The organism is Nocardioides sp. BGA-UO-ETr-FS32, from assembly GCF_059567905.1.
On record NZ_JCAQOX010000017.1, the window covers coordinates 901,730 to 913,486 of the forward strand.

13 protein-coding genes are annotated in these 11,757 nt (G+C 71.9%); 7 read left to right on the plus strand and 6 right to left on the minus strand.

What is annotated here, in order from left to right:
• The first annotated feature begins 2 nt into the window (after positions 1-2).
• The 4 genes from AC57BS_RS24505 to AC57BS_RS24520 are packed head-to-tail and all read left to right on the plus strand — an operon-like array spanning position 3 to position 5,279.
• On the plus strand, positions 3-473 hold the full coding sequence (locus AC57BS_RS24505) for an SRPBCC family protein (RefSeq protein ID WP_495889238.1): 471 nt from the start codon (positions 3-5) through the stop codon (positions 471-473).
• 59 nt (positions 474-532) lie between these two features.
• Positions 533-2,158: an acyl-CoA carboxylase subunit beta gene (locus tag AC57BS_RS24510; protein ID WP_496414054.1), complete on the plus strand. Its 1,626-nt coding sequence runs from the start codon at positions 533-535 to the stop codon at positions 2,156-2,158.
• Positions 2,155-4,122, plus strand: a complete 1,968-nt coding sequence (locus tag AC57BS_RS24515) for an ATP-binding protein (RefSeq protein WP_496414055.1) — start codon at positions 2,155-2,157, stop codon at positions 4,120-4,122. Before AC57BS_RS24510 ends, AC57BS_RS24515 begins: the two co-directional genes overlap by 4 nt.
• The gene (locus AC57BS_RS24520; RefSeq protein ID WP_496414056.1) at positions 4,119-5,279 is read left to right on the plus strand and encodes an acyl-CoA dehydrogenase family protein; all 1,161 of its coding nucleotides are present in this window, start codon (positions 4,119-4,121) and stop codon (positions 5,277-5,279) included. Before AC57BS_RS24515 ends, AC57BS_RS24520 begins: the two co-directional genes overlap by 4 nt.
• 75 nt (positions 5,280-5,354) lie before the next feature.
• Here the strand turns inward: AC57BS_RS24520 and AC57BS_RS24525 are convergent, their stop codons facing one another.
• Positions 5,355-5,690, minus strand: coding sequence for a hypothetical protein (locus tag AC57BS_RS24525; protein ID WP_496414057.1), 336 nt, complete (start codon positions 5,688-5,690; stop codon positions 5,355-5,357).
• 196 nt (positions 5,691-5,886) lie between these two features.
• Positions 5,887-7,281 (minus strand): FAD-binding oxidoreductase, encoded by a 1,395-nt coding sequence (locus AC57BS_RS24530; protein ID WP_496414058.1) that lies wholly within the window; start codon positions 7,279-7,281, stop codon positions 5,887-5,889.
• A gap of 114 nt (positions 7,282-7,395) precedes the next feature.
• Between AC57BS_RS24530 and AC57BS_RS24535 the strand changes: the two genes are divergently transcribed.
• The 3 genes from AC57BS_RS24535 to AC57BS_RS24545 are packed head-to-tail and all read left to right on the plus strand — an operon-like array spanning position 7,396 to position 9,683.
• Positions 7,396-8,070, plus strand: a complete 675-nt coding sequence (locus AC57BS_RS24535; protein WP_496414059.1) for a winged helix-turn-helix transcriptional regulator — start codon at positions 7,396-7,398, stop codon at positions 8,068-8,070.
• A gap of 29 nt (positions 8,071-8,099) precedes the next feature.
• Complete coding sequence (locus AC57BS_RS24540; RefSeq protein ID WP_496414060.1) at positions 8,100-8,483, plus strand: MmcQ/YjbR family DNA-binding protein; 384 nt, start codon at positions 8,100-8,102, stop codon at positions 8,481-8,483.
• A gap of 57 nt (positions 8,484-8,540) precedes the next feature.
• A complete protein-coding gene (locus AC57BS_RS24545; RefSeq protein ID WP_496414061.1) occupies positions 8,541-9,683 on the plus strand; it encodes a heparan-alpha-glucosaminide N-acetyltransferase domain-containing protein in 1,143 nt (380 codons plus the stop codon).
• Here AC57BS_RS24545 and AC57BS_RS24550 read toward each other — a convergent pair.
• Genes AC57BS_RS24550 through AC57BS_RS24565 form a run of 4 tightly spaced genes read right to left on the minus strand, consistent with a single transcriptional unit; the run spans position 9,659 to position 11,641 of the window.
• Entirely contained in the window at positions 9,659-10,210 is a 552-nt protein-coding gene (locus AC57BS_RS24550; protein ID WP_496414062.1) for a protein-L-isoaspartate O-methyltransferase family protein, read from the minus strand. The genes AC57BS_RS24545 and AC57BS_RS24550 overlap by 25 nt on opposite strands.
• Before the next feature lie 27 nt (positions 10,211-10,237).
• Positions 10,238-10,717 carry a cupin domain-containing protein gene (locus tag AC57BS_RS24555; RefSeq protein ID WP_496414063.1) on the minus strand — a complete coding sequence of 160 codons (480 nt, stop codon included), beginning with the start codon at positions 10,715-10,717 and terminating at the stop codon, positions 10,238-10,240.
• Positions 10,714-11,178, minus strand: a complete 465-nt coding sequence (locus tag AC57BS_RS24560) for a VOC family protein (RefSeq protein ID WP_496414064.1) — start codon at positions 11,176-11,178, stop codon at positions 10,714-10,716. The genes AC57BS_RS24555 and AC57BS_RS24560 overlap by 4 nt, the downstream gene beginning before the upstream one ends.
• A gap of 10 nt (positions 11,179-11,188) precedes the next feature.
• Positions 11,189-11,641, minus strand: a complete 453-nt coding sequence (locus AC57BS_RS24565; RefSeq protein ID WP_496414065.1) for a helix-turn-helix domain-containing protein — start codon at positions 11,639-11,641, stop codon at positions 11,189-11,191.
• Positions 11,642-11,757: the final 116 nt, after the last annotated feature.

An 11,757-nucleotide genomic window follows, 5' to 3' on the forward strand; every position in this document is an offset into this window, starting at 1 on the left:
CGATGATCAAGCTGCCGTCCCTGGGCGATGAGGTGTCGGTCTGGATGGACGCCCCGCCCGCCGAGGTCTGGGACCTCGTGAGCGACGTCACCCGGATCGGGGAGTTCAGCCCCGAGACGTTCGAGGCGAAGTGGACCCGCGGCTCGACCGGACCGGAGGTCGGCGCCTACTTCGCCGGCCACGTGAAGCGCAACGGCGTCGGCCCGACGTACTGGTCGCCGTGCCGGGTGACCGCCTGCGAGCCCGAGAAGGTCTTCGAGTTCTCCGTCGGCACCGACGCGGTGACCGTCAACAACTGGGGCTACCGGCTCGAGCCGAAGGACGGCGGGACCCTCGTCACCGAGTACTTCCGCATGGAGCCGTCGTTGTTCACGCGCGTCTACTGGACCCTCCTCGGCGCGCTGCGCGGACGCACCAACCGCAAGGGGATGCGCACCACGCTGGAGCGGATGAAGGCGGTGGTCGAGAAGTGATCGATCTCGGTACGCCACCTCCTTCGTCGGCGGCTACTCGATCACCGAATGCTGTCGCGATGCTCGAGAAGCTCGCGGACCTCGACGCGCAGCACGCGGTCGCGGTGGCCGGCGGTGGGGAGAAGTACGTCGACCGCCACCACGCGCGCGGCAAGCTGACCGCGCGCGAGCGGATCGAGCTGCTCGTCGACCCGGGGTCGGCCTTCCTCGAGCTCTCGCCGCTGGCGGGCTGGGGCTCCGACTTCACCGTCGGCGCCTCCGTCGTCACGGGCATCGGCGTGGTCGAGGGCGTCGAGTGCATGATCAGCGCCAACGACCCGACGGTGAAGGGCGGCGCCTCGAACCCATGGACGGTGCGGAAGATCTTCCGCGCCTCGCAGATCGCCGAGGAGAACAACCTCCCCACGATCTCGCTGGTCGAGTCGGGCGGCGCGGACCTGCCGACCCAGAAGGAGATCTTCATCCCCGGCGGCAAGCTGTTCCGTGACCTCACGCGGGCCTCGGCGCGACGCCAGCCGACCATCGCGCTCGTCTTCGGCAACTCGACCGCCGGTGGGGCGTACGTCCCCGGCATGAGCGACTACACCGTCTTCGTGCGCGGCGGGGCCAAGGTGTTCCTCGGCGGGCCGCCCCTGGTGAAGATGGCCACCGGCGAGGAGTCCGACGACGAGTCGCTGGGCGGCGCCGAGATGCATGCTCGCGTGTCGGGGCTCGCCGACTACCTCGCCGAGGACGAGCACGACGCGATCCGGATCGGGCGGCGGATCGTGGCCCGGCTGAACGGGCGGAAGCCGGTGCTTCGCACCCGAGTTCCGGGGTTTGCGCCCGGGATCTCTACCTCGAAGCAAGGCGGTCACCGGATATCCGGGGACTCCAGCCCGGTCACCTTCGCCGAGCCCGACGCCGACCCCGAGGGCCTCCTCGACCTGATCCCCACCGACCTCAAGGAGCCGTTCGACCCGCGCGAGGTGATCGTGCGGATCGTCGACGGGGTGAGCGAGCGCAACGGCCGGGCCGTCGACGAGTTCAAGCCGCTCTACGGCACGTCGCTCGTCACCGGCTGGGCCGAGATCCACGGCCGTCCGATCGGCATCCTGGCCAACGCGCAGGGCGTGCTGTTCTCCGAGGAGGCACAGAAGGCGACGCAGTTCATCCAGCTCGCCAACGCCGCAGACACCCCGCTCCTCTTCCTGCACAACACGACCGGCTACATGGTCGGCAAGGACTACGAGCAGGGCGGGATCATCAAGCACGGCGCGATGATGATCAACGCCGTCTCCAACTCCACCGTGCCGCACCTCAGCGTGATCATGGGCGCGTCCTACGGCGCCGGCAACTACGGCATGAACGGCCGTGCCTTCGACCCGCGCTTCCTCTTCACCTGGCCGAGCGCCAAGTCCGCGGTGATGGGCCCGGCGCAGCTCGCCGGCGTGCTGTCGATCGTCGCCCGCGCCGCCGCCGAGGCGAAGGGTCAGGCGTACGACGAGGAGGGCGACGCCGGCATGCGCGCGATGGTCGAGCAGATGGTCGAGGAGCAGTCGCTGCCCTACGCGCTGTCCGGGATGCTCTACGACGACGGCGTCATCGACCCCCGCGACACCCGCACCGTGCTCGCCATCTGCCTCAGCGTGATCGAGAACGCGCCGATCAAGGGCGCCGAGGGATTCGGGGTGTTCCGACCGTGATCAACAGACTCCTGGTCGCCAACCGCGGCGAGATCGCCCGCCGGGTCTTCGCCACCTGTCGACGCCTCGGCATCGAGACCGTGGCCGTGCACTCCGACGTGGACGCCGGCCTGCCGTTCGTGTCCGAGGCCGACCACGCCGTACGCCTGCCGGGCAACGCGCCCGCCGACACCTACCTCCGCATCGACCTGATCGTCGAGGCCGCGCGGAGGTCCGGCGCGGATGCGATCCACCCCGGCTACGGCTTCCTGTCCGAGAACGCCGACTTCGCGCGCGCCGTCGAGGCGGCCGGCCTGACCTGGGTCGGGCCACCGCCGGAGGCCATCGAGGCGATGGGCGACAAGGTCCGCGCCAAGGAGATCGCCGAGAAGGCCGGCGTCCCCGTGCTCTCCGCGCCGTCCGATCCGACCGAGGCCGACCTGCCCCTTCTGGTGAAGGCGTCCGCAGGCGGTGGTGGCCGCGGCATGCGGGTCGTACGCTCCCTCGACCGGCTCGAGACCGAGATCGAGGCCGCGCGCGCCGAGGCCGAGTCGGCCTTCGGTGACGGCACCGTCTTCGTGGAGCCGTACGTCGAGGCCGGGCGGCACGTCGAGGTGCAGGTCATCGCGACCGCGGACCGCGCCGTCGCCCTCGGCACCCGTGACTGCTCGGTCCAGCGGCGCCACCAGAAGGTGGTCGAGGAGGCCCCGGCCCCGGGGCTTCCCGCTGCCACCGAGGCAGCCATGTGCGAGGCGGCCGAGCGGCTCGCCGGCGACATCGGCTACCGCGGGGCGGGCACGGTCGAGTTCCTCTACGACCCCGCCGCCGACCGCTGGTTCTTCCTCGAGATGAACACCCGTCTCCAGGTCGAGCACCCGGTCACCGAGCTCGTCCGGGGCGCGGACCTGGTCGAGCTCCAGATCGCGGTCGCCGAGGGCCGGGGTCTCGATACGCCTGCCCTCGTTCCTCGGGCGGGCTACTCGACCACCGAAGGTGCTGGTCATGCCGTCGAGGTACGCCTCTACGCCGAGGACGCGACGTACACACCGCAGAGCGGTGGGCTGGTCACATTCGACCTGCCCTCGGACGTCGAGTTCGGCCCGCTCTCCGGGGCCGGCGTACGGGCCGACAGCGGCTTCGCGTCCGGGGACGAGGTCTCGACCTTCTACGACGCGATGCTCGCCAAAGTGATGGCATGGGCACCGACCCGCGAGCAGGCGATCCGGATGCTCATCGCGGCACTGCGACGGGCACGCATCCACGGCATCACGACCAACCGCGACCAGCTCGTCGAGATCCTCACCGACCCGGTCTTCGTGTCCGGCGAGATGACGACGACCTGGCTCGAGTCGCGCTCCGTCCCCGAGCCGCAGGAGGTCGACCGGACGACGCTCGTGGCCGGCGCCCTGATGCTCGCCGCCGACGACGCAGCCCGGCGTACGGTCCAGCAGGGCGTGCCCGCCGCGTGGCGCAACGTCGTCAGCCAGCCGCAGCGCACGACGTTCGAGGGCCACGAGCCGGTCGAGTGGTGGGGGACGCGCGACGGGTTCGACGCCGACGGGGTGACCGTCCTCGACGTGTCGCCGACCCAAGCGCGGCTCGAGGTCGACGGCGTCACCACGGAGACACGCGGACACATCTCGGCCGGTCGGCCGGGCGCCCCACGTGAGGTCTGGGTCGACGGACCACTTCTGTCCGCGCGTCTACGCGAGGTGCCGCGCTTCACCGACCCCGCCGACGCGGTGGCGAGCGGCTCGCTGCTCGCACCGATGCCCGGGACCGTCGTGGCCGTCAAGGTCGAGCGGGGCGCCGAGGTGGCGGCGGGCGAGGCCGTCCTGGTCCTCGAGGCCATGAAGATGCAGCACACCGTGGCCGCGCCGCACGACGGCACGGTCACCGAGATCAACGTCGAGCCCGGTGCGCAGGTCGCGTCCGGGGAAGTCCTGGCAGTCGTGGCCACCGAACAACCCGAGGAGCACGCATGACCAACTTCACCGAGACCGACGAGCGCCTGGAGCTCAGGCGCCAGGTCGCCAAGCTCGCGAAGGGCTACGGCCGCGACTGGTTCGTCGAGCGCGCCCGTTCGGGCGAGAAGACCACCGAGCTGTGGATGGAGATCGCCAAGGCGGGCTACCTCGGGGTCAACATCCCGGAGGAGTACGGCGGCGGTGGCGGCGGCATCGGAGACGTCGCAGCGGTCTGCGAGGAGCTCGCCGCGCAGGGCTGCCCGCTGCTGATGATGGTGGTCAGCCCGGCCATCTGCGGCACGGTGATCGCCCGCTACGGCACCGAGGAGCAGAAGCAGAAGTGGCTGCCCGGCATCTGCGACGGCACCGCCACGATGGCCTTCGCGATCACCGAGCCCGACGCGGGCACCAACTCCCACAACATCACCACCACGGCGCGCCGCGACGGTGACGAGTGGGTGCTGAAGGGCCAGAAGATCTACATCTCCGGCGTCGACGAGGCCGAGAACGTCCTGGTCGTCGCCCGCACCGAGGACGCGAGGACCGGCAAGCTCAAGCCCTGCCTCTTCGTGGTGCCGACGGACTCCGCAGGCTTCGAGTTCACGGCGATCCCGATGGAGATCGTCAGCCCGGAGAAGCAGTTCCAGGTCTTCATCGACGACGTACGCCTCCCCGCCGACGCGCTCGTCGGTGACGAGGACGGTGGGCTCGTCCAGCTGTTCGCCGGGCTCAACCCCGAGCGGATCATGGCGGCCTCGTTCTCGACCGGGCTGGCGCGCCACGCCCTCGAGAAGGCGTCGGCGTACGCCAGGGAGCGCACCGTCTTCAAGGCCCCGATCGGCTCCCACCAGGCGATCGCCCACCCGCTCGCGACGGCGCACATCGAGAACGAGCTCGCCCGGCTGATGACGCAGAAGGCCTCCGCGCTGGTGGACGCCGGCGACGACATGGCGGCCGGCGAGGCGGCCAACATGGCGAAGTACGCCGCCGCCGAGGCGGCCGTCCACGCCGTCGACGCCGCGGTGCAGACGCACGGCGGCAACGGCATCACGCAGGAGTACGGCATGGCCGGGCTGCTCGTCGCGGCGCGGGCAGGCCGGATCGCGCCGGTGAGCCGGGAGATGATCCTGAACTTCGTCGCGATGCACTCGTTGGGGTTGCCGAAGTCCTACTGACCCACCCGCGTCATACCGATCCGAACCCATCGGTGCGGTTCGGCATGACGCCCGGTGGCAGGGTGAGCAGCTGGGTCAGTCGCAGGTGGTGGTCCGGCCGGCGAACCAGCCCTTCGGCACCCGGTGCTCGGCCTCGACGACCACAAGGGGTCGGTCGTCGGCGTCGTAGGTCGTGAAGGTGACGACGTCGACGTAGGTGCGCGACGCATCCGACGTCCAGTGGTCGGCCCTCTCGAGGAAGCCGGCCACGGCGGCGTCCGCGGTCGCAGCGCCGGGGTCTCTCTCGTCGACGAGACCGCCAGGGGTGAAGGCGCCCGAGCAGTCGTCGAAGCGGCGGTCCGGGGAGAACGCCCGGTCGGCAGCGAAGCCGAGGCCCGCGACCACCACGAGGAGCAGCGCCACCCACTTCATGGCGTGACCCTAGCCCCGCTCTGCGTCGTACGGATCGGAACTCCTGCGTGCGGGTTCGGATGACGCAGCACCGGGTCACCCGGCGACCTGCGTGCACCATGCAGGCAGTTCGGGACGCCGCGGCCTCGGTTGAGCGTGGGCGTGCGCCCGCGAGCCGCGAACTGCCTTCATGGTGTCGGCGCGTGCCCGACAGCCCTCACCCCAGCGGCGGGATGTTGGCGTTCCCACGGAAGACGTTGTCCGGGTCCCACGCGGTCTTCAGCGTCCGCAGCCGTGACCACTGCAAGGGGCTGTACGCCTCCTGCACCCGGGTCTGCGCGTCGTCGCTGGTGAAGTTCACGTAGACGCCGCGGCTGTGCGGCGCCAGCGCGTCGAAGAAGCCGCGGACCCACGCGCGGTGCCGGTCGGCGTCGCCGGCCTGCTCCGGCAGCCACGAGGCGACGATGTTGATGTCGTGGCTGGCGTCGCGGTGGGGGAACGCGGTGGCGTCGTCGGGCACGCGGCTCATCGCGCCGCCGAAGCTGAAGATCGGCACCGTCGAGAGCGGGCTGCTGATGGTCGCGAGGTGCTCGCAGATCGTGTCGATCACCGCGTCCGTGAGCGGCCCGAGGCGGTGGGACTTCCAGTAGTAGTGCCGCCCGTGCGGCACCGCCGGGTCGAGGAACTTCTGGTGCGCCACGTAGGGCTTGGGCGCGATCGTGTCGAGCACCGGGGTGCCCAGGGCGCGGACCGGTGCGAGCACCCGCTCGCCGTCGTCGACCGGTCCGGCGTACGTCGCCACGAGGCCGATGATCGGCCTGCCGTGGAGGTGCTCGGGGAAGAGCGGCAGCGCCGGGGCGAGCCGGAGGTTGGCCATCAGGCCGACCTCGTCGGGTGCGTCGGCGATGAAGTCGCGGAGGAAGGCGAGGACCGCCGGCGCCTGCTCGGCCGGCCACGCGACGAGCCCGGCGAGGATCGTCGGCCCGAGGGGCTGGAGCTCGAAGGTGAAGTCGGTGACGACGCCGAAGTTGCCCCCGCCACCGCGCAGGCCCCAGAACAGGTCGGGGTTCTCGACCGCGGAGGCGCGCACGATGTCCCCGTCGGCCGTGACGACCTGGCAGGAGCGCAGGGCGTCGATCGCGAGGCCCGTCTTGCGCATCAGGTGGCCGATGCCGCCGCCGAGCGTCAGCCCGCCGATGCCGGTGTGGCTGATGTAGCCGCTCGTCATCGCCAGCCCGAAGGCCTGGCTCTCCCGGTCGACGTGGGCGTTGAGCGCGCCGCCCTGGGCCGACACGGTGCGGGCCACCGGGTCCACCACGGTGCCGCGCATCCCGGACAGGTCGACGACGACACCGTCGTCGACCAGCGAGTGCCCCGCGATCCCGTGGCCGCCCCCACGTACGGCCACGGGCAGGTCGTGGGCGCGCGCCCAGCTCAGGGCCGCGGCCACGTCGCTGGCCCCCTCGCAGCGGGCGAGCAGGGCCGGACGGCGGTCGATCTCGCCGTTCCAGATGCGGCGCCGGTCGTCGTACGCGGGGTGGTCGGGGGTGATGAGGTCGCCGGCGAAGTCGCCGGCGAGGACCTCGGTGGTGGGCATCTCGAGCGTGGTCATGGGTCTCTCCTCCGTCAGTGGGTGCTGCCCGACCAGCGTCGGGCGGCCGAGGAGGGGCGCGCGAGTATCGATCCTGTACTGGTACAGAACCCATAGCGGTCCTACCGTCAGGAGATGGCAACCACCTACGGTCAGTTCTGCCCAGTGGCGATGGCCTCGGAGGTGCTCACCGAGAGGTGGACACCGCTCGTGGTCCGCGAGCTCCTGTGCGGCAGCACGCGTTTCAACGACCTCCGTCGCGGGGTCCCGCTCATGTCACCGGCGCTGCTGTCCAAGCGGCTCAAGACCCTCGAGCGCGTCGGTGTCGTCGACCACGTCGGCGGCGAGTACCACCTCACGGCCGCGGGCGAGGAGCTCCGGCCGGTGATCGAGTCGTTGGGCATGTGGGGGCAGCGGTGGGCGCGGGGGGACGTGATCGCGAAGCACTACGACGCCTCGCTGCTGATGTGGGACATCCACCGCAACGTCGACACCGACGCCCTGCCCGAGCATCGGGTCGTCGTGCACTTCCACCTGAAGGGCTCGAGCGACAGGAAGAGCCACTTCTGGCTGGTGCTGGAGTCGCCGACCGTCGACCTGTGCCTCACCGACCCGGGCCACGACGTCGACGTGGAGGTCGCGGGGCACATCGAGACGATGGTCGACTACTGGATGGGCCGGCGCGACCTGCTGGGCGCGGTGAGGGCCGGTGACCTCGCCGTCGCCGGACCGCGTCCCCTGGTCCGGGCGCTGCCGACGTGGTTCAGCCGCAGCACGTTCGCGTCGGTGCCACTGCCCGAGGGGGCGTGACTGTCGGACGACTTTGGCAGGATCTCGCCGTGGCCCTCGCTGACCGTCCGCTCGTGCCCGAGGAGTGGGTGCTGCGCATCGACGCGGTGCTGGGCCGGTTGCCGCGCTGCACGCAGGAAGCGGCGTGGACCGGTACGCGGTGGCGCGTGGGCGGCGCGACGGTCGCGCACGTCTTCGGTGGGGAGGACCAGGTCTTCCGCATCACGTTCCGCGGGGAGCCCGACGAGGTGGCCGCCTTCGAGCACATGGGCGACCCCTACTTCCGCTCCGGCTGGGGCGGCAACGTCATCGGGATGCTGCTCGACGAGGCCGCCGGCATCGACTGGGACGAGCTGGCCGAGCTGCTCACCGACTCCTACTGCCTCCAGGCGCCCGCCCACCTCGCCGAGCAGGTCGAGCGCCCCAGCGACTGAGGGCGGCTGGCCGCGGCTGGCGGGGCGGTTCCCCACGCCCCCGGCAGGATGGACCGCATGACTGCGACGCGCCAGGGCCGCCTCGTCGGGCTGGACGTCGCCCGATGCCTCGCGCTGCTCGGCATGGTCGCCACCCACGTGCTCGACGCCCGCACCCCGGAGGGCGAGGTCGCCACCGCCCAGTGGCTGGCCGGCGGCCGGGCCTCGGCCCTCTTCGCCGTGCTCGCCGGGGTGAGCCTGGCGCTGATGACCCGCGAGCCGCTGCGCGGGCGCCCGCTCGCCCTGCGCTCCCTGGGCATCGTCGGCCGGGCGGTGCTCATCGCGCTGCTGGGGCTGCTGCTCGGAGGCCTCGACAGCGGCGTCGCCGTGATCCTCACCTACTACGGCGTGCTGTTCGTCCTCGGCCTGCCGTTCACGTTCCTCCGCGTGCGGACGCTGCTGCCGCTCGCCGTCGGGTGGGTGGTCGTCGCGCCCGTGGTCTCCCACCTGGTCCGGCCGCACCTGCCCGAGCGCGGCTTCGAGAGCCCGTCCTTCGCGCAGCTCGCCGACCCGGGGCAGCTGGCGGGTGAGCTGCTCCTCACCGGCTACTACCCGGTCGTGCCCTGGCTGGCCTACCTCCTCGCCGGCATCGCGCTGGGCCGGCTCGACCTGCGCGACACCTCCCTGCTCGGTGCGCTCGCCCTGGGCGGCCTCGGCACCGCCGTGCTCGCCACCCGCGTCTCGGGCACGCTCGTCGACCCGGCCGTGGCGTCGGAGAACGCGACCGGCATGTTCGGCACGACGCCCGCGGACGGCGACTGGGACTGGCTCCTGGTCGTCGCACCTCACTCGGCGACACCGTTCGACCTGGCCCAGACCATCGGCAGCGCGGTGCTGGTGATCTGCGCCTGCCTGCTCCTCGAACGGCTCCTGCCCCGCGCCGCGACGGCTGCGCTCGGCGTCGTGCTCGGCGCCGGGGCCGCGACGCTCACCCTCTACTCCCTGCACGTCGTGATGCTGACGCCGCAGGTGTGGCCGGCGGAGGAGCCGTCGGCGTACGGCTCCCACGTCGTCGTGCTGCTCACCCTCGGCGCGGTGCTCCGGCTGCTGCGGCGGCGCGGGCCGTTGGAGGCAGTCGCCGGGCTGCCGGTCCACCTGGCCCGCTCCGCGGCCGGCGCCGACACGTCACGTACGCCTCAGCGCAGCGGCACGAACCGGTAGCGCCCGTGCTCCGTCACCACCGCACCCGGGTTGGTGACCCGCAGCATCGTGCCGGCCACCGGCACCACCAGGACGCCGTCGTCGGCGAGCTGGTCGACGAGCTCGGTGGGCAGCGACTGCGCCATCGCCGAGACCAGGATCCGGTCCCAGGGTGCGCCGTCGGGGTCGCCGAGGACCCCCGGGGCGGCTGCGCGGATCGTCGCCCAGCCACGACCGGTGCGGGCGAGGTTCGCGCCGCCGAACGACACCAGCTCCGGCTCGAGCTCGAGCCCCAGCACGACGCCGGCCGGACCGACGAGGTGCGCGAGCAGGGCCGTCGTCCACCCCGACCCGGCGCCGACGTCGAGCACCCGCTGCCCGGGGCGTACGTCGAGCAGCCGCAGCATGTCGTCGACGGTGCGCGGCTGGGAGTTGGTCTGTCCGGCCGCGATCGTCAGCGGCCCGTCGTACGACGCGCGCCGACGCACCCCGCGGGGGAGGAAGTCCCGCCGCGGGGTGGCGTCGAAGGCTGCATCGACGGAGTCCATCACAGGGAGTGCACCACGCCCGCCCCGTCAGAGCCAGTGGTTGTCGTGCTCGCGCATGAAGCGGTCGTAGGCGTCCTCGTCGAAGTCGCCGATGCCGGTGGCCAGCCCCTCGAAGTAGGCCTCCCGTGGGGCGCCCGGCGCGAAGTGGAGCAGCATCTCGGCCGCGCCGTCCTCGTTGCGGAAGCCGTGGATGCCGCCGGCCGGGACGTGGGCGAAGTCGCCCGCGTGGCACTTCACCCAGGCCGTGCCGTCGTAGATCGTGACGCTCCCCGCGAGGACGTAGAACGACTCGGTGATGGTCCGGTGGAAGTGCGCCCCCGGCCCGCTCGGGGGTCCGGCGAACTCCCACCGGTAGAGACCGAACGTGCCGGCCGTCTCGGTGCCCTGGGCGAGGTAGAAGACCTTGTTGCCGTTGGGGTAGACGACCGCCGGCTCGACCCCCGCCCGGACGACGTGGGCCGAGACGTCGCCGGAGTCGCCGTGGTAGAGCGGCGGCGGGTAGCTCACCTCGCCGTCGCGGCGTCGTAGGCGTCCTGCACCTGCTCGGTCGTGGCGGCGTTGGGCTGGCTGACCCGGATGTGGTTGCCGAACGGGTCGCGGATCCCGAAGTCGGTGCCGTAGGGCTGCTCGACCGGCTCCTGGGTGACCTCGACGCCGGCGTCGCGGAGGGCGGCGTACGTCGCGTGCACGTCGTCGCTGGTGAGGAAGACCCCGCCGAGGGCGCCCTTGGCGACCAGCTCGCGCACCTGGGCGGCGGTGGCCTCGTCGTGCTGCGGCCCGCCGACGAGCTCGAGCAGCAGGGAGGTGTTCTGGCCGGGGACCCCGACGGTGAGCCAGCGCATGAAGCCGAGGTCGACGTCGTCACGCACCTCGAAGCCGAGGTGGGTCGTGTAGAAGTCGAGCGCCTCGTCCTGGTCGAGGACGGGGACGCTGCGGATGTGGAGGGCGGTGATGTGGTTGGTGGTCATGTCGACGACGCTAGCCAGCGTCGACCTCTCCCCGCTTCTCCGAAACGACTGTCTGCCGCTCCCGCGGCCGGGTCCACGCCGCGATGAAGCACGACGGCACCGCGACCGGCGCGTGCTCGGTCCGGAACTCGCTCGGCGAGCGCCCGACGACGTCGCTGAAGGTGCGGCTGAAGGTGCCGAGGCTCGCGAAGCCGACGTCCCACGCGATGTCGGTGACCGGGCGGTCGGTCTGCCGCAGCAGCGTCATCGCCCGCTCGACCCGGCGGCGATGGAGGTAGCGGTGCGGGGTCTCGCCGAAGACGTCCTTGAAGACGCGACCGAACTGCGAGGGCGACAGGTGCGCGACCGCGGCGAGGGTGGGGATGTCGAGCGGCTCGGCGAAGCGCCGGTCCATCTCGTCGCGGGCGCGCAGCATCCGGCGGTTGGTGTCCTCCTGCGGGGAGCGTGGCCGCTGCTCGGGCATGGCCCCGAACCTAGTCGCCCCCACCGACACGCGACAGCGGCACGACCCCGGGGGTGGGCCGTGCCGCTGCCTGTGCGTTTGTGGGACGTGGATCTCGCGTTCTGGGGGGATCCTCG

What these genes read in the sequence shown, in the direction of transcription:
- AC57BS_RS24530 (WP_496414058.1), bottom strand. Translation starts at nt 7,281, where the DNA reads ATGACCACGCTCGAGATGCCCACCACCGAGGTCCTCGCCGGCGACTTC.
- AC57BS_RS24560 (WP_496414064.1), bottom strand. Translation starts at nt 11,178, where the DNA reads ATGACCACCAACCACATCACCGCCCTCCACATCCGCAGCGTCCCCGTC.
- AC57BS_RS24505 (WP_495889238.1), top strand. Translation starts at nt 3, where the DNA reads ATGATCAAGCTGCCGTCCCTGGGCGATGAGGTGTCGGTCTGGATGGAC.
- AC57BS_RS24525 (WP_496414057.1), bottom strand. Translation starts at nt 5,690, where the DNA reads ATGAAGTGGGTGGCGCTGCTCCTCGTGGTGGTCGCGGGCCTCGGCTTC.
- AC57BS_RS24550 (WP_496414062.1), bottom strand. Translation starts at nt 10,210, where the DNA reads ATGGACTCCGTCGATGCAGCCTTCGACGCCACCCCGCGGCGGGACTTC.
- AC57BS_RS24545 (WP_496414061.1), top strand. Translation starts at nt 8,541, where the DNA reads ATGACTGCGACGCGCCAGGGCCGCCTCGTCGGGCTGGACGTCGCCCGA.
- AC57BS_RS24565 (WP_496414065.1), bottom strand. Translation starts at nt 11,641, where the DNA reads ATGCCCGAGCAGCGGCCACGCTCCCCGCAGGAGGACACCAACCGCCGG.
- AC57BS_RS24535 (WP_496414059.1), top strand. Translation starts at nt 7,396, where the DNA reads ATGGCAACCACCTACGGTCAGTTCTGCCCAGTGGCGATGGCCTCGGAG.
- AC57BS_RS24510 (WP_496414054.1), top strand. Translation starts at nt 533, where the DNA reads ATGCTCGAGAAGCTCGCGGACCTCGACGCGCAGCACGCGGTCGCGGTG.
- AC57BS_RS24520 (WP_496414056.1), top strand. Translation starts at nt 4,119, where the DNA reads ATGACCAACTTCACCGAGACCGACGAGCGCCTGGAGCTCAGGCGCCAG.